The organism is Rheinheimera sediminis (genome assembly GCF_004005375.1).
Lineage (GTDB): Bacteria > Pseudomonadota > Gammaproteobacteria > Enterobacterales > Alteromonadaceae > Pararheinheimera.
Map to the genome: position 1 here is coordinate 59,707 of NZ_RZUF01000012.1, position 17,431 is coordinate 77,137.

Annotated in this window: 15 protein-coding genes; 11 read left to right on the forward strand and 4 right to left on the reverse strand. The window is 45.8% G+C overall.

The window, feature by feature from the left end:
* Positions 1-15 precede the first annotated feature (15 nt).
* From fabB to purF, 10 genes are all read left to right on the forward strand, one after another.
* Positions 16-1,230: a beta-ketoacyl-ACP synthase I gene (gene fabB / locus EMM73_RS09680; protein WP_127686242.1), complete on the forward strand. Its 1,215-nt coding sequence runs from the start codon at positions 16-18 to the stop codon at positions 1,228-1,230.
* A 131-nt stretch (positions 1,231-1,361) separates the two neighbouring features.
* Positions 1,362-2,510, forward strand: a complete 1,149-nt coding sequence (locus EMM73_RS09685; protein ID WP_127686243.1) for a 4-phosphoerythronate dehydrogenase — start codon at positions 1,362-1,364, stop codon at positions 2,508-2,510.
* Between the two features lie 138 nt (positions 2,511-2,648).
* Entirely contained in the window at positions 2,649-3,668 is a 1,020-nt protein-coding gene (locus EMM73_RS09690) for an aspartate-semialdehyde dehydrogenase (RefSeq protein WP_127686244.1), read from the forward strand.
* Positions 3,669-3,861: 193 nt separating this feature from the next.
* Entirely contained in the window at positions 3,862-6,843 is a 2,982-nt protein-coding gene (locus EMM73_RS09695) for a FimV/HubP family polar landmark protein (RefSeq protein WP_127686245.1), read from the forward strand.
* A gap of 145 nt (positions 6,844-6,988) precedes the next feature.
* A complete protein-coding gene (truA, locus tag EMM73_RS09700) occupies positions 6,989-7,807 on the forward strand; it encodes a tRNA pseudouridine(38-40) synthase TruA (RefSeq protein WP_127686246.1) in 819 nt (272 codons plus the stop codon).
* Between the two features lie 133 nt (positions 7,808-7,940).
* Positions 7,941-8,813: an acetyl-CoA carboxylase, carboxyltransferase subunit beta gene (gene accD / locus EMM73_RS09705; protein WP_127686247.1), complete on the forward strand. Its 873-nt coding sequence runs from the start codon at positions 7,941-7,943 to the stop codon at positions 8,811-8,813.
* Between the two features lie 9 nt (positions 8,814-8,822).
* Positions 8,823-10,103 carry a bifunctional tetrahydrofolate synthase/dihydrofolate synthase gene (gene folC, locus EMM73_RS09710; RefSeq protein WP_127686248.1) on the forward strand — a complete coding sequence of 427 codons (1,281 nt, stop codon included), beginning with the start codon at positions 8,823-8,825 and terminating at the stop codon, positions 10,101-10,103.
* The gene (locus EMM73_RS09715; RefSeq protein ID WP_127686249.1) at positions 10,100-10,855 is read left to right on the forward strand and encodes an SPOR domain-containing protein; all 756 of its coding nucleotides are present in this window, start codon (positions 10,100-10,102) and stop codon (positions 10,853-10,855) included. The genes folC and EMM73_RS09715 overlap by 4 nt, the downstream gene beginning before the upstream one ends.
* 59 nt (positions 10,856-10,914) lie before the next feature.
* Positions 10,915-11,403 (forward strand): CvpA family protein, encoded by a 489-nt coding sequence (locus EMM73_RS09720; protein ID WP_127686250.1) that lies wholly within the window; start codon positions 10,915-10,917, stop codon positions 11,401-11,403.
* Positions 11,404-11,423: 20 nt separating this feature from the next.
* Entirely contained in the window at positions 11,424-12,938 is a 1,515-nt protein-coding gene (purF, locus tag EMM73_RS09725; RefSeq protein ID WP_127686251.1) for an amidophosphoribosyltransferase, read from the forward strand.
* Between the two features lie 79 nt (positions 12,939-13,017).
* Here purF and EMM73_RS09730 read toward each other — a convergent pair whose 3' ends face one another.
* The 4 genes from EMM73_RS09730 to EMM73_RS09745 form a co-directional block, all read right to left on the reverse strand.
* Complete coding sequence (locus tag EMM73_RS09730) at positions 13,018-13,617, reverse strand: Yip1 family protein (RefSeq protein WP_127686252.1); 600 nt, start codon at positions 13,615-13,617, stop codon at positions 13,018-13,020.
* 175 nt (positions 13,618-13,792) lie between these two features.
* Positions 13,793-14,560: a tRNA isopentenyl-2-thiomethyl-A-37 hydroxylase MiaE gene (miaE, locus tag EMM73_RS09735; protein ID WP_127686253.1), complete on the reverse strand. Its 768-nt coding sequence runs from the start codon at positions 14,558-14,560 to the stop codon at positions 13,793-13,795.
* A gap of 13 nt (positions 14,561-14,573) precedes the next feature.
* Positions 14,574-15,317: a UDP-2,3-diacylglucosamine diphosphatase gene (gene lpxH, locus EMM73_RS09740; protein WP_127686254.1), complete on the reverse strand. Its 744-nt coding sequence runs from the start codon at positions 15,315-15,317 to the stop codon at positions 14,574-14,576.
* Complete coding sequence (locus EMM73_RS09745) at positions 15,310-15,804, reverse strand: peptidylprolyl isomerase (RefSeq protein WP_127686255.1); 495 nt, start codon at positions 15,802-15,804, stop codon at positions 15,310-15,312. The genes lpxH and EMM73_RS09745 overlap by 8 nt, the downstream gene beginning before the upstream one ends.
* A 193-nt stretch (positions 15,805-15,997) precedes the next feature.
* Here EMM73_RS09745 and cysS point away from each other — a divergent pair, with 193 nt between their 5' ends.
* Positions 15,998-17,377 carry a cysteine--tRNA ligase gene (gene cysS, locus EMM73_RS09750; RefSeq protein ID WP_127686256.1) on the forward strand — a complete coding sequence of 460 codons (1,380 nt, stop codon included), beginning with the start codon at positions 15,998-16,000 and terminating at the stop codon, positions 17,375-17,377.
* Positions 17,378-17,431 lie beyond the last annotated feature (54 nt).

The following is a 17,431-nucleotide window of genomic DNA, read 5'->3' on the forward strand; positions in this document are numbered from 1 at the left end:
TTGTTTGGAGCAAGCATGAAAAGAGCAGTGATCACAGGTTTAGGCATAGTATCCAGCATTGGTAACGATCAGCAGCAAGTGCTGGAATCGTTAAAAGCAGGACGCTCAGGCATTAAAGCGTCACAGGAATTTGCCGACATGGGCCTGAGATCACAGGTCTGGGGTCAGATTGAAATTGATACAGCCGCCTTAATAGACCGCAAAGCCTTACGTTTTATGGGCGATGCAGCAGCTTATGCTTATATTTCTATGCAACAAGCTATTGAAGATGCCGCTTTAACACCAGAGCAAGTATCGAACTTCCGCACTGGTTTAGTGGTAGGTTCTGGCGGTGCTTCATCTAAAACCCAGATTGAAGCCGCAGATATTTTACGTGAAAAAGGCGTAAAACGTGTAGGTCCTTATGCAGTGCCAAAAACCATGTCGAGCACTTGTTCGGCTTGTTTAGCCACTCCTTTTGAAATCAAAGGTGTGAACTATTCCATCAGTTCTGCCTGCGCTACCAGTGCACATTGTATTGGTCATGCGGTAGAGCTGATTCAGTTGGGCAAACAGGACATTATTTTTGCCGGTGGCGGTGAAGAAGTGCACTGGACCTTAGCGATGGAATTTGACGCTATGGGCGCTTTATCGACTAAATACAATGAAACGCCAGAACTGGCGTCCCGTACTTATGATGCTGACCGTGATGGTTTTGTTATCAGCGGTGGTGGCGGTATTCTGGTGATTGAAGAGCTGGAACATGCACTGGCACGCGGCGCTAAAATTTATGCTGAAATCGTCGGTTATGGCGCTACTTCAGATGGTTACGATATGGTGGCGCCAAGTGGTGAAGGCGCAGTGCGTTGTATGGAAATGGCGATGAAAGATGTGAAAGGTCCAATCGACTACGTCAATACCCACGGTACCAGTACGCCAGTTGGTGATGTGAAAGAATTAGGTGCTATTCAACAAGTCTTCGGTGGTAAATCGCCAGCCATTAGCGCCACTAAAGCTATGACAGGTCATGCTTTAGGTGCTGCCGGTGTGCATGAAGCTATTTATTCATTGCTGATGATGGAGCATAACTTTATTGCTCCTTCAATCAACATCAATACCCTGGATGAAGCGGCTGCTGGTTTAAATATTGTGACTAAAGCCACTGAAGCTAAACTGACCACAGTGATGTCAAATAGCTTCGGTTTTGGTGGTACCAACGCTACCTTAGTGATGCAAAAATATCAGGGCTAAGTTGTCTTAGAAGTGAGCTTAGAAAGGTCAGACCAAAAGTCTGACCTTTTTTGATCAACAACCAGAAATCCGATGGCTCAATGCAAACCCTGTCGTTACAATGTCGCTATTCCATCACCGGATTGATACAGATGAAAATATACGCCGACGAAAATATGCCGTACGTCAAAGACTTCTTTGCCGAATTAGGCGAGGTCAGGCTGGTCAATGGCCGTACTTTAACCGCGGATCAGATGAGTGATGCAGATGTGCTACTAGTGCGTTCTGTGACCAAGGTAAATCAGCAATTGTTATCAAAAAGCCCAAAACTGAAATTTGTAGGCACTGCCACTATTGGCACTGATCATGTCGATCAGCTTTATCTGCAGCAACGAGGCATAGGTTTTAGTAGTGCGCCTGGCTGCAACGCTCAGTCAGTGGTTGAGTATGTATTGAGTAGCATCTTTGTGCTGGCGGAAAAGTACCAATGGAATTTGCAGCAAAAAACAGTCGGTGTAGTAGGAGTTGGTAATATAGGTCGAGTGCTGGTGAGTGCGCTTCAGGCCTTGTCCATCAAGGTGTTGTGCTGTGACCCACAAAGAGCAGTTACTGAGCCTGATTTTCCGCATATTCCGTTTGAAGAATTATTGCCTCAGCTCGATATCGTCAGTTTTCATGTGCCTTTGGTCAAAACAGGGCCAGATGCCACAGTGGACTTATTGAACAGCCGGACCTTAAAGCTGCTGAAAGCCGATTGCGCAGTGATCAATGCCTGCCGTGGTGAGGTGACCAATAACGACGCTTTATTGACGGATGCTCAATGTACAGAAGCTCAGTCTGGTCAGAAACGGCCGCTGGTGCTGGATGTCTGGGCCAATGAACCAGAACCTGATTTAAGGTTAATTCCCTTTACAGAGATAGCCACTGCGCACATTGCTGGACACAGTATTGAAGGTAAAGCCCGAGGTACAGAAATGCTGTATCAGGCACTTTGCCAACAGTTGGGGTTAAGTCCGGCAAAGACTCTGGCGCAAGTGCTACCAGAGCCTCAAGTTTCAGAGCTGAAAATAAATTCAAATTTTGGACTTTTAGATGTCCAAAATTTAAGCCGGCTGTTATATGATGTGCGCCGGGACGATGCTTTGTTTCGTTTCTATATGACGCAAGACAATAAAACGCAAGGTTTTGACTGGCTTAGAAAGTCATATCCACCGCGGCGTGAATACAGCTCGGTGCGGCTGACAGGACAAGAAGTGCCTGAGTTTTTAACAACATTAGGTTTTAGTACCCAAATTAATTGACGTTGCAGCGCGGCTACAAGCGAGTGAGACCCCAGGAGCATAGAAGTCCTAAGTGACTGGGGCGAAGAGCGCAGTCAACAATGCGGCAGCGTCAAGTAAGAAGGGTAAAGCAGCCAGTAACAGAAAAGGGGAATAACCATGGCTCAGCAATACGACGTCGCTGTGTTAGGTGCTACAGGTTTAGTAGGCCAGCATTTAATTGAAATTCTAGAACAGCGCGATTTTCCGGTAAATAAACTTTATCCTTTAGCCAGCAGCCGCTCTGCCGGTGGCCATATCACCTTTAAGGGTAAACAAATTGAAGTACTGGATGCTGAAACCTTTGACTGGACTAAGGTACAGATTGGTTTATTTTCTGCGGGTGGCAGCGTGTCTGCAACTTATGCTCCTCGTGCTGCAGACGCAGGTTGCGTCGTGATCGACAACACCTCGCATTTCCGCTACGAAGCTGATATTCCACTGGTGGTGCCAGAAGTGAATGCGCACGCTATTGCTGAGTTCCGTAATCGCAATATTATCGCCAACCCAAACTGCTCCACTATTCAAATGCTGGTGGCCTTAAAGCCTATTCATGATGCCGTAGGGATCAGCCGTATCAACGTAGCAACCTATCAGTCAGTGGCTGGTGCTGGTCAGCAAGGTGTGGAAGCATTGGCAAAAGAGACGGCGCAGTTGCTAAACGGTCGTCCTCTGGAGGAAGGTAGTAAGTTTGCCCGTCAGATTGCCTTTAACTGTATTCCACAAATAGATGTATTTTTGGACAATGGTTACACCAAAGAAGAAATGAAAATGCACTGGGAAACCCAAAAAATTATGGGCGATGCCAGCATTTCCGTTAACGCTACTGCTGTGCGTGTGCCGGTATTTTATGGTCATGCCGAAGCCGTGCATCTGGAAACCCGCATGCCCATCAGTGTTGAACAGGTCAAAGCGCTGTTAGCCAATGCACCTGGCGTAACATTAATGGAAGATAATGCAGATTATCCAACTCAGGTCGGTAATGCTGCTGGTCAGGATGATGTGTTTGTTGGCCGTATTCGCCAAGACTTTTCGCATGAAAATGGCATTAACTTATGGCTTGTTGCCGACAATATCCGCAAAGGCGCTGCGACTAACAGTATTCAGATCGCTGAGCATTTAATACGAGATTATTTGTAATAGCAGCTTCATAACCAGATAAAGGCTCCCTCGGGAGCCTTTATTGTTTGCTAAAGCAATTGAGTCAGCAGCCGATATGCAAATTGTGTTTAAGCGTAGCCACTGGCATGCATCTGGTTTACTATTCCAGTGTGGAACGATGTTTGCAGTGATTTAGTTTCAAAAAATATTCTCCGGCCTTAAAGGATTATCGATGCGTTTAGTTGGGCTTCTTATTTTCAGTATTCTGTTGCAGATTTGTAGTGTTAACGCCACTGCAGAAACCACCGTGCGTCTGAAAGGGCCAAAAAGCAGTGAGAATCCTGACCGCAGCAGGGTGGGACCTTTAACCCCTAACGATACTTTATGGCGTATAGCTGAAGAAGTACGACCACACCCAGGGCTAAATATCTATCAGGTGATGTACGCCATCTACTTGAAAAATCCTCAATCTTTTCTTGATGATAACTTTAACCATCTGAATGTTGGCTCCTTTTTGGCTATCCCCAATGTCGACGAAATTTTGTCTGTCGATGCGAAAGATGCCCAGATGAAATCTGAGGAAGATGACCGCATCTGGGCCGACAGAGTGCGCGCTGCGGCGGCTGCCAAAGTAAAACAGGGTGTCAATACTGCGCAACAGAAAGATGTAGATAAAGCCAAGCAAGAAATTAAACAAGAGTTGAGCCGGGTTGAAGGGGAGCAAAAAGGCCAGCTTCTTGATCTTCAAAGCAAGTTAGCCGAATCGCAAGTGACAGTGGAAGCAGTTTTAGCTGACAACTCCGCCTTAAAGCAGAAACTTGACCAGTTGGCAGACCAAATGTTGCTGATGAAGTCTCAGGTTGACAAAGACAGCGAAATTCAAACTCAGTTGCAGCTTTTAGTCTCGCAGCAAGCAGAAATGCTTGCTCAGCAAAAGGCTCAGATTGAGCGTGAACAGCAAGGGACAAATTTTGCCGAAATCTGGCAAAATATTTCCTCCAGCAGCTTTACTTGGGTTTTACTCGCCAGTTTACCAGCTCTACTCCTCTTGTTTGCCATATTAGGCTGGATTAAGCGCAGGACCAGAAAATCAGAACAAATAGTCAATGCTGCCACTGCAGTGCCTCAGCAAGAGTCGGGTTATCGTTCTCCTTTGCCGCCTTTAGATGAAAGTTTGGACTTCGACGAAAGCAGTTTGATGACGCTGGATGAATCATTATTGGACACAGGCAGTCAAGGTATAAGGCTTGATGACGAACCTATTGATTTACATGATGATATTCTGCTCGATACCAGGACAGATGAGTTTGACGACATTCTGATGAATGACGATGACTTGCTAGATAGTAAAGACTTACTTGACGCCAGTTCAATAGACGATGAGTTATTAGATGACTTGCTGGATCAACCTGTCAAAGCCCCAGTGAAAGAATTCGATCCAAACAATATTCTATCTGGTGCCGATTTATCCGCTCTGTTTGATGAAGAACCTGAGCTGGATGAGGATGAAGACGTATTTGCCCAAGCCGTAGCTGAGCAATTGGCGGAAGAGCAAAAACAAACACAGCAAACTGCTGATGAACTGGATGATTTGATCGAAGAAATTGAACTGGATGAATTGGACATCGACACTTTTATGTCAGGCAGTTCTGTTTCAACTGATAAAGACAAGGTAAATGCAGACGATATCGAAGAAGTCGAAGAAGTGGAAGAAGTGGACTTCGATTCTCTGCTCGATGAATTGGTTGTTCCCAACGATGAGCCTCAAGCTGAAATTGTCACAGACAGTTCATTAAACACCGAAATTGCAGATCCTGCAGAGGTGCAAGATCTAACGCCGGAACAACCTCATTTTGATAGCTCCGAGCTAGATGAATTTGCCGAATCGCTGGCTGAAGAAGAATTATCCACTCCAGAGCCATTGTCTATTGAAAATGAGAGTGATATTGACATCGACGCACTGCTCGATGGCGCAGCCAATTGGCCTGATAGTAACAATGCGGACGACACTGCTGAATTCGTTACTGAAGATTTTGATTTGAAGGTCGAATCTGAAGCAGGGACTGGCGAGAGTTTACCGTCCGAGACCAAGCTGGAATTCGATGAAGACGATTATCCATTAAGCCCTGATGATGTAGCCCTGCTGTTATCCGACGAAGTGGCCTCAGAGAGCGCAACAGTTATGCCAGCGCAACTTCATGCAGATCCTGTTGATTTAGCAGCACTCACGCAGGACCTTAGTGATGACAGCGAAGATCAGTCGACACCAAATGCAGAAGATAGTTTTAAACTAACGGAAGAAGCTGAGGTTGCAGAGCATAGTTCTGATGACCAAACTACTACTCAAAACACTGAGATGCAAGCCAAGAGTGAAGACCCGAATGCAGGCACGGGTGCCGATGATCTAGCTGAGGATGTCGAAATCAATCAGACCTGGCAAGAGTTGAGTGATCCTGTTGCAGAGATGCCTGCTATTGAATCCGTCCCCGATCTTGATTTACAAGAAGATTTATCCGTTAGCCGCGTCTCCGCTGCTACTTTATCAGTTGAAAACCCAAGTAAGGTACTGGAAGAGTATCCTGAGCTGGAGTTTTCTGATGAGGAGGCCGAAGGCGAGTTTGAGTTGGAACAAGAGGATGAAGTAAGTTTTGAGCCTTTACCACTGGTTGTAGAGAGTGATTCCGAACTCGCCAATGATGATATAGCCTCAGAGCTTGAGGCTTTAGACCAGACAGATTTTGATATTTTATTAGCTGATTATGCACAAGCTGATAACGAAACAGAATTGGCAGATGAACAGGTTGCTGACAAGGTATTGTCTGAATTAGCTCTTGAAGAAACTGAAACTCAGACTGAATCATTGCATCAAGCCGAAAAACCGTCACAGCAAGCCATGCTTCAGGATGATTTAGAGTTCTCGCTGCTGGCTTTGGATAAATTATTAGATGATTCTGAAGATGAAACGCAGCAGAGTCAAAACCCAGTGCGGAATATAGACGCAGGTTTGGAGGATTATCAGGACTTTATTGCAGCACAGCATGAACCTGAATTGGATCCGGCGGAGCAAGGTTTTGCTGCTGATTTGGATTTAATCCGCGCTTATATTGAAATTGGCGAACAAGATGGTGCTGAACATTTAATCGATAAAGTATTAAATTCAGCTGCGCCAGAACACATCAAGCAAGAAGCTCAAAGTCTAAAAAATCAGCTTTAAATCTTTAAATGGGTTCAGATCACATTGTTAACCCTTAACAATGTGATCTGAACCCATTTTTATCGAGGCTTTGTCGTAGTTAAAATTGGTGAGTTTCCACTTCTGCCTGAGTTATACTTTCGCCCCTAAAGTGATGGGAGTAAGAATGCGAATTGCGTTGGGTATTGAATACAACGGTGTTGGTTTATTTGGCTGGCAAAGGCAACGAGAAGTGCCAAGTGTGCAAGGTCATTTGGAAGCTGCGTTGTCGAAGGTGGCTAATACCACTATTGAGCTGTCCTGCGCTGGGCGCACTGACGCCGGTGTCCATGCGACTGGTCAAGTCGTGCATTTTGATACCGAGGCTAACCGGGATATGCGAGCCTGGATCATGGGGACTAACTCCAATCTGCCTGATGGTATAGCAGTGCGCTGGGCACAAGGTGTTGCTGACGATTTTCACGCCCGTTTTTCTGCAACGGCCCGCCGTTACCGTTATGTGATTTACAACAATAAATTCAGGCCTGCTATTTTGGGGGCTGGCTTAAGTCATTATCATCAGGAATTAAACATTGAACTGATGCAGCAAGCCGCGGTCCACTTGCTGGGTGAAAATGACTTTACCTCCTTTCGCGCTATTCAATGCCAGTCGCATAGCCCTTTTCGCAATCTGATGCATTTGCATTTGAGTCGGTTTGGGCCATATATTGTACTGGATATTAAGGCGAATGCGTTTTTGCATCATATGGTACGAAACATCACGGGCAGCTTGCTGCAAGTGGGAATGGGCTTGAAAGAACCAGAATGGATTGCAGAGCTTTTAGCAGCTAAAGATAGAACTTTAGCAGCGGCAACAGCTAAAGCTGAGGGCTTGTATCTGGTGGACGTGGATTACCCTGAACACTTTGGTATCCCGAAAATGCCGTTGGGCCCACTGTTCCTGCCAGACAGTTTTTGCTCTGAGCTCTCTGAAACTGCGGTTTGAAGTAAGACCAGTTAGCTATAGGTTCTATCATTGCTTTGTGCTTTAATAAGCGCCGTTAGCCGCATGATCGGCGCTTTTTTACACAATAAACTAAGTTTGGGCTCAAGCCCTGCTGCGCTACCAAGGAACAACTATGAGTTGGTTAGAAAAAATTCTGCCCAGAACTTCGTCTTCATCGCGTCGTAATATTCCTGAAGGGGTCTGGACTAAATGTACCTCTTGCGACGCTGTATTGTACAAGGCAGAACTGGATCGGAACTTAGGGGTTTGTCCTAAATGTGACAACCATATGCGTATCAGTGCCAGAGACAGGTTGAACAGTTTCCTTGATACCGGCGGTATGGTGGAATTAGCTGCTGAGTTAGAACCTCAGGATCTGTTGAAATTTAAAGACAGCAAAAAATACAAAGACCGCATTGTTGCTGCACAAAAAGAAACCAATGAAAAAGACGCCATGGTGGTGATGCGTGGCACCTTGCTGGGTATGCCTGTAGTGGTGGCTTCATTTGAGTTTGCTTTTATGGGCGGCTCTATGGCGTCTGTAGTGGGTGCCAAGTTTGTCAAAGGTGTCGAATACGCCATTGAAAACAAAGTACCTTTTATCTGTTTTTCTGCCAGTGGTGGCGCCCGTATGCAAGAGGCTTTAATGTCTTTGATGCAAATGGCCAAAACCAGTGCTGCTCTGGCCAAACTGAGTGAAGCAGGTTTACCTTATATTTCTGTGCTGACTGATCCTACCATGGGTGGTGTATCTGCCAGTCTGGCGATGCTGGGTGACTTAAACATTGGTGAGCCTAAAGCTCTGATCGGTTTTGCCGGTCCTCGCGTTATCGAACAGACGGTACGTGAAAAATTACCTGAAGGTTTCCAGCGCAGTGAATTCTTGCTGGAACACGGTGCTATCGACATGATTGTTGACCGCCGCCAAATGCGCGATACAATTGCCCGACTTGTGGCTAAATTCATGCGATGGCCAGCTCCTGCCAAGGAACACCGCGTCGCCTAATAAGGTGTTATGACCAATCTTTTATCGCCTGCAAGCCAATCCTGTCAGACTCTGACGGATTGGCTTTGTTATATAGAACAAAAACATCCTCAACATCAGATTGAACTGGGATTGGGGCGGGTGCTTCACATCGCGCAGCGTGCCGATTTGCATCTGCTACCCGGTAAAAAAATTCTGATCGCCGGTACCAACGGCAAAGGCACTACAGCCCGCACTCTTGAACAGCTCTGCGCTGTGCAAGGCTTTTCTGTCGGTGTCTATAGCTCTCCTCATTTGTTGCAGTTTAACGAGCGTTTACGCCTTAATGGCGAAGATGTAGCCGACCCCCTTTGGTGTGAAGCTTTTGCTTTTATCGAGCAATTGCGTGCTGATATCGAGCTGACTTATTTTGAGTTCACCACGCTGGCGTCCTTTTATCTGCTGAGACAACAGCAACCGGATATCTGCCTGATTGAAGTAGGTTTAGGTGGCCGACTGGATGCGACTAATATCATCGATCCGGATTTAAGTATTCTGACCACTGTCGATTTAGACCATCAGGACTATTTAGGTCCAGATCGCGAAAGCATTGGTCGTGAAAAAGCCGGTGTTTTTCGCTCAGGCAAGCCAGCCGTGATAGGTGAGACTGATATTCCACAGTCGGTGCTGAAATACAGTCAGGATATTCAGGCAAAACTGCTTTGCATCAATAAGGACTACCAGTACAGCGTCAATGAGACAAGCTTTAGCTGGCGTGGTGTGCAGAGTCAGTTCGAGGCATTACCTCTGACATCTGCGCCGCTGCAGAACGTAGCGACAGCCCTTACTGCACTGGAAGCTTTAACTCTGTTGCCTTCTAAGCAGCAGACTGTGCAGGTTCTGGCTGAATTAAGTCTGCCTGGTCGTATGCAATGGCTGAATAAAACACCGGGAATTTTACTGGATGTGGCGCATAACCCGCAGTCGGCAGGTTATTTAGCTGCTCAGCTACAGTTCATTAAAACAGAGTATGCTCGGGTTCATCTGCTGGTGGGGATGCTTAAGGATAAAGATATTCAACAAAGTCTGGCTCCTTTTCACGACCTGGCTGACCAGTGGCATCTGGTGGATCTACCTGGATCTCGTGGCGCTCAGGCCAGTATGTTACTTGCTCAATTACCAGCACAAAGCCATTATTGCTGTTATTCAGATTTAGAGTCAGGTTACCAAAAAGCGCTGTTATCTATGCAGCCTAATGATTTATTGGTGATTTTCGGCTCTTTTGTTACAGTGTCGGCAGTTCTTGCGCTGCAAAAGGAGACAGATGTATGACCAGCGCTTTTAAAAATCGCTTAATTGGCAGCAGCATTTTAATTATTGCTGCCATCGTTTTTTTACCTGATTTGCTGGATGGGAAAAAACAGGTGGTTAAAGGTGAATTTAAGGCAATTCCTGAACGTCCGGAATTTGCCACAGTGCAACAAGAGCAGGTTTTCACTAAACAACAGTTGGCTGAAAAACAGCAGGAATTACTTTCAGCGCCAGTGGATGAACCTGCTGTAGATGCAGCATTACCAGATGATAACTTTGCGCAAGTGACTGCTGGCGATACTGGTAGCGCAGCGACGATAGACAGCGCTACCATGATTACCCAAACTACAGATGGCGCTGTAACAGCTGCACTGGCTGAGCAAATACCTGTATCGACTGAAAACCCTTTGGGTCCGGCAGCAGCGTCAGACAGCACCTCTGACACAGCAGTAACATCAGCACTTGTTGCTACCAAAGAAAAACAGATTGAACCTAAAGGCAATCCAGCGCTGAATGAGACCGCCTGGATAGTTCGGGTGGGGAGTTTTGCTAAAACAGAAAATGCTACAGCGTTAGTTTCAAAGCTCAAAGAAGCAGGTTTTACTACTTTTACCCGTTCAACCACTAATGCTCAGGGTCAGGCCATGGTCAGCGTTGTAGTTGGCCCAGAATTGAAAAAAGAACGCTTGGAACAAAAACTGCCTCAACTACAGCAACTGACCGGAATTCAAGGTTTGAAGTTGACTGCTTTTAAGCCTATAGAAAATAATTAGGTGTTATGGTGCGTGTTTTGGTAGAATGCGCGCCGTCCTTAAGCATCCTTTGGTAGCAAATGGTTTGGATTGATTATGCCATTCTGGCAATTATCTCCCTTTCGACTGTAATAAGTCTGGTCAGGGGATTTGCTAAAGAAGCGGTTTCACTGATTATCTGGATACTGGCCTTTTTTGTAGCCAGTTATTACTACCCCTATCTGGCAACCTATTTCACTGAATTGCAAGACGCACTGGTGCGTAATGCGGTTTCTATTGCTGTTCTGTTCGTTTTTACCCTTATTATCGGTGCTTTAGTTAATTATTTGATCGGCCGATTGGTCGAATCTACAGGCTTATCTGGCACAGACCGGTTACTTGGCCTGATCTTCGGCGCCCTGCGTGGTGTGCTGGTGGTCAGTGCATTGTTATTTTTCCTGGATGCTTTTACCACTGCAGATCAAACAGACTGGTGGCAAGCTTCCAAACTAATACCCGAATTTGGTTTTATCATTGAATGGTTTTTTGAATACATCAAAGCCCATTCCAGTTTTATGCAGCGACCCTAAGTGTGGCGAGGAAATAATCGATGTGTGGTATTGTTGGAATCGTAGGTAAGTATCCGGTCAATCAGGCGTTGTACGACGGTTTAACTGTGTTGCAGCACCGTGGTCAGGATGCCGCTGGCATAGTGACAGTAGACAACAAAACCTTACGCTTGCGCAAAGCCAATGGCTTAGTGAAAGACGTGTTTGAAGCCCGCCATATGCAACGTTTGTCTGGCAACATGGGTATAGGCCATGTGCGTTACCCAACAGCAGGTTCTGCCAGTACGGCCGAAGCTCAGCCGTTTTATACCAATAGTCCTTTTGGTATAGCTTTGGCGCACAATGGTAACCTGACGAACTCCGAAGAGTTAAAAGACGAGTTATTCCGCACCGCCCGTCGTCATGTCAACACCAACTCCGATTCAGAAGCCTTGTTGAATGCTTTTGCCCATGAGCTGGACATTCATGCTGATATGCATGTTAACCCTGACCATATTTTTGGTGCTGTCACAAATTTACATCGTAAGATCCGTGGTGGTTATGCGGTGGTGGCTGTTGTGATTGGCCATGGTTTAGTGGCGTTTCGTGATCCAAACGGTATACGCCCTCTGGTGATGGGCAAGCGTGAAACAGCGCTTGGCACTGAATATATGGTTGCTTCTGAGAGTGTCGCTTTAGATGCGGACGGTTTTACTGTGCTGCGTGATGTTGCTCCGGGTGAAGCTGTCTATATCACCGAAGACGGTGAGCTATTCAGCCAACAATGTGCTGAAAACCCAAGTTATGTGCCGTGTATTTTTGAATATGTGTATTTTGCCCGTCCTGACTCCACTATAGATAATGTGTCTGTGTACGCGTCCCGCGTTGCTATGGGTAAAAAGCTTGGTGAGAAAATTAAAAAAGAATGGGCACATTTAGATATCGATGTGGTTATTCCGATCCCTGAGACCAGTAATGACGCTGCATTGCAAATTGCCCATGAATTAGGTCTGCCTTACCGTCAGGGCTATGTAAAGAACCGTTACATTGGCCGTACTTTTATTATGCCGGGCCAGGGTGAACGCAAAAAGTCAGTCAAACGTAAACTGAATGCGATTTGGCAGGAATTCAAAGGCAAAAACGTATTGCTGGTGGATGACTCTATAGTGCGTGGTACTACGTCTGAGCAAATTATTGATATGGCCCGAGAGGCTGGTGCTAAGAAGGTGTATTTCGCTTCGGCGGCGCCAGAAATTCGTTTCCCGAACGTTTATGGTATTGACATGCCATCGGCAAATGAACTGATTGCTCATGGCCATGATGTAGATAGTATCTGTAAAATCATTGGTGCTGATGGCTTGATTTTTCAGTCGCTGGAAGATTTAGTCGATGCAGTCCGTTCACAAAACCCTGAATTGAAGCGCTTTGAAACCTCAGTGTTTGACGGTATTTATGTAACAAATGATATAGACCAGGCCTATCTGAATCGTTTGGATGCACAACGTAATGAAGCGTCCAAACGTAAAAAAGAAGCTGAGTTATCTGCAAGTTTAGATTTGCATAACGAAGGCAACTAATACAGCAAAGCCCATATCGTAAATAAAAAAGGGCCGGTATTAACCGGCCCTTTTTGCTTCTCTGACATTTTAAAATAAACTAATGCGTAAACGCAGGACCGAAACCAGAGCTCCACAAAATAGCGGTAGCAGTCATCACGCAAACCAGCAGAATCAAACCTGTGGTCACTACTGAACTTGCATAAATAAAACCGCGCTCTTCAGGAATATGCATAAGAATAGGCACCCCTACATAAAGCAAATACACCGAATAGGTTAAGCCTGCCAAACCTACCAGCATGACAAACCAAAGTTCAGGGAATAAAGCGGCAAAACCTACCATAAAAAGTGGAGTAGAAGTGTAGGACGCTAATTCCAATGTTTGGGTATAGGTAGGTTCAGAGCCAAAGGTATGAGCCATCCAGTGCGCCAGATACGCAAGCGCGAAGACTCCGCCGATCAATGCGACATACATAGCGACGGAAAGCATCATGGCGCTGTCAGCTGTTAAACGTATAGGTTCACCCACACCTATACTCCAGCCGATGTGCACTGCCGAATAATAAGCGCAAAGAGAAGGGATTAAGGCAATGAGCAGGATATGGATTAAGCTGTATCTGAAACTTTCGTGACGAGCGTCTATCGTATGCCATTCTTCTTTAGGATGGGCATACAGTCCCCATAAGTGATTTAGAATCATAGTTGTTATCCTTGGCTACTACGTTGTTCATTACAGGGCACAAAACAAACCCTTACCTTTGTTATGGCTAATAGAACCCAGTTCGTCAAGTTTAGAGCGGAAAATCTGTCGCAAGTGGTGTAAAGCAGCTTCGAGACCGCAGTTACTGGCTTTTTAATAACAGAAAAAAACAGTACTAAATGGTCGCAGTGGGGGCACCGCTGTGGAATTTAAAATCCGGATCCGGGCTTGAAATCAGTTCAGCTTCAAGTTTGCCGAAAAAGCACACCCGCCCTGAGATATCAGATTTTGAGATCACCTGCGCCAGTTCCAGATAGTCAGCAAAATGCCGCGCTTCAGATCGCAGTAGTGATGTATAAAAACCAGCTAACTCCGGATCAACAAATTCAGCTAATTTCGCAAAACGCTCACAGGAGCGTGCTTCGATATAAGCACCACATATCAGTTTGTCGATCAGAATTTGCGGCTCATGAGTTTTGCAGTTCTGGATCAGGCTTTTAGCATAACGACTGGCACTGATGTTTTCGTAGGGGATACCTCTGTCCAGCATAATCTCCAGCACCTGACAAAAATGATGCAGTTCTTCGCGGATGAGTAACACCATACGGTCGATGATACGATCCGAGTGCACAAAGTCAGAGCGACCTATAATACTTTTATTCAGTTTTTCAGCCTGCTTTAAACTCTGGATATCCCCGTCAAAACGATAGGCGAAGTCTTCAAAAGGCTTTAGCCAGTTCAGTAAGGTTAATGAGCTGTCTTTGTCACAGGCATAACGGCGCAGCAGATACATAGCGGTTTGCGCCGCTTTAAGCTCACAGATTAAGTGGTCCTGTAATAAAACCGCCAGTCGCTCTGGTTTCTGTGCTTCGACTATCCAGCTGTCTGGGGTTTCACACTGTAAAAACTGATGAATGGGCTGAAGTAATTCGGTAAAACTCATAAAAATCTCAGCATTAAACCTGTGACAAGGGGTTGAAGTGCAGTTGCCAGCCATCCGCTGACACATCCAGATAAGAACTCTGACTATACCAGTCACCTAACACATAACGTTGTGCTGCGTTGCCATCGGCACCTTGCAGTTGATGCACTGCAGGTCTGTGGGTATGACCATGGATCAAATGCTGCACCTGATACTGAGCCATCACTTTAGGCACTTCATCCGGCGTTACATCCATAATGTCGGATGTTTTGCCTTTTTTATCCATAGCACTGACACGACGGGCTTTGCGCGCCAGATGTTGCCGATACCACAGAGGCAAAGACAAGATCAGCTTTTGCCACCACTTTTGATCCCACCAGGCCCGAAACTTCTGATAACCAATATCCAGGGTGCAAAGCGAATCTCCGTGCATTAATAAGGTAGGAGTACCGTATAAATCGACCACAGTAAGGGGCTCAAGCAATTGCATGCCAGAGCGCTTGGCGAATTTTTTACCCAGTAAAAAGTCACGGTTGCCATGGCAAAAATAAACCGGCACAGCCTGAGCTGTTAAAGCTTTGATGGCTGTCGCAACTTCACTCAGCAAAGGCGAAGGGTTATCATCACCAATCCAGACTTCAAATAAATCACCCAGAATATAGAGGGCATCAGCATCTGTTGCTTTTTGCTGTAAGAAAAGCAAAAACGCCGCGGTGATATCCGGGCGTTGTTCGCTTAAATGCAGATCGGCAATAAAAAGGCTGTGGCCTTTAGCCATGGATTTCTGCTTTTTCGATGATCACAGCATCGTTTGGTACATCAGCATGGCCAAACTTGCGTCCTGTAGACACAGTTTTGATTTTGTTGATCACATCCATACCTTCGACCACTTCACCAAATACACAGTAACCCCAGCCCTGAGAAGTTTCTGAGCTGAAATCTAAGAAGTCGTTGTTAGCCACATTGATAAAGAACTGGCAAGTCGCAGAATGCGGGTCGCTGGTGCGAGCCATTGCCACAGTTCCTGCTTTGTTAGCCACTTTGTTGTTTGCTTCGTTTTTGATTGGTTTGCCCGGCTCTTTTTGTTCCATATCAGGAGTAAAACCGCCGCCCTGGATCATAAAACCATTGATCACACGATGAAAAATGGTGTTGTCATAAAAACCTTCTTTGACATAGTTCAGAAAGTTTTCGACTGTTGCAGGGGCTTTGTCGGCAAATAGTGCCAGTTTAATCACGCCGAAATTGGTATGTAAGCTAACCATGATGCTCTCCTCAAGCTAAAAAACGGCGCTAGTGTACCGCAGCTAACGCATATACCCAAGTAACTTCAGGGAGGAGAGGAAAGTATCTTGTTTCTTTGCAACAAAGCGAGAAAGCGAGGATAGCTCAAGACATTTGCTGATGTTACACTATCGCACTTTGTCATTGCCGTTTTGATGATTTCCCGAGGAGCCCATGCTACAGATTTTTAATACCTTGACCCGTAAAAAAGAGTCCTTTGTGCCTTTAGTGCCTGGCAAAGTTTCTATGTATGTCTGCGGCATTACCATTTACGATTTCTGTCATGTTGGCCACGCCCGTACTTATGTCGCTTTTGATGTAATGAACCGTTATTTACGTTTCAGCGGTTATGACGTCACTTATGTGCGTAATATCACAGATGTGGACGACAAAATTATCAAAAGGGCCAATGAAAACGGCGAAAGTTGTGATGCTTTAACGGCCCGTTATACGGTTGCTATGCACGATGATTTTAACGCGCTGGGGTTAATGCCTGCCGATATTGAACCTCGTGTCACCACTCATATGGCTGAAATTATTGAGCTGATAGAAACTTTAGTGGCTAAAGGTTATGCCTATATCGCCTCTGACGGTGATGTACTGTTTGATGTCAGTAAATACAAAGCTTATGGTCAGCTCAGTCAGCAAAACCTGGACATGTTGCAATCCGGCGCCAGGGTTGAGATTGATCAGGCCAAAGACGATCCGCTGGATTTTGTCTTGTGGAAAATGGCCAAGCCAAATGAGCCAAGTTGGTCATCGCCATGGGGCGAAGGTCGTCCTGGCTGGCATATTGAATGTTCGGCTATGAGTGCAAAGCATTTAGGCAAACATTTTGATATTCACGGTGGTGGTTCAGATTTACAGTTCCCGCATCATGAAAATGAAATTGCTCAGTCCTGCTGCGCGCATGACACGCCGTACGTCAATACCTGGATCCATACAGGTATGGTGCAGGTGGATAAAGAAAAGATGTCTAAGTCTTTAGGTAACTTCTTTACTGTGAAAGATGTGCTGGCTGATTACAACGCTGAAGCTGTGCGTTATTTCCTGATTTCCAGCCATTACCGCAGTCAGCTGAACTACTCGGCGGAAAATTTGCTGCAAGCGCATTCAGCTTTAGGCCGTTTGTACACAGCCTTGCGCGAAGTAAAACCTGCGACAGACATCGATATGAATAACAATTACGTCACTACCTTCCGTGCTGCTATGGATGATGACTTCAATACAGCTTTGGCTTTGCCTGTGCTGTTTGAGCTGGCGCGTGATATCAACAAAGAAAAAGCCGCCAATCCGGCCAAAGCCTCACAGCTTGCGGGCTTATTAATTAAGCTCGGCAGTGTGATGGGGATTTTGCAGGGCGATGCAGAAAGCTTTTTACAGTCGGGCACAGATTCAGATGATGTTACAGAAATTGAAGCTTTAATAGCGCAGCGTAATACAGCACGTGCCAACAAAGACTGGGCTGCAGCTGATGCTGCCCGTGACGCTTTAGTTGCGAAAGGTATTATTCTGGAAGATAAAGCTGGCGTAACGACCTGGCGTCGGGGTTAGCTGTTAGGGTCAGGCCTTGCATGTTGCATTTGTGATGCAACATGCAAGGCCTGA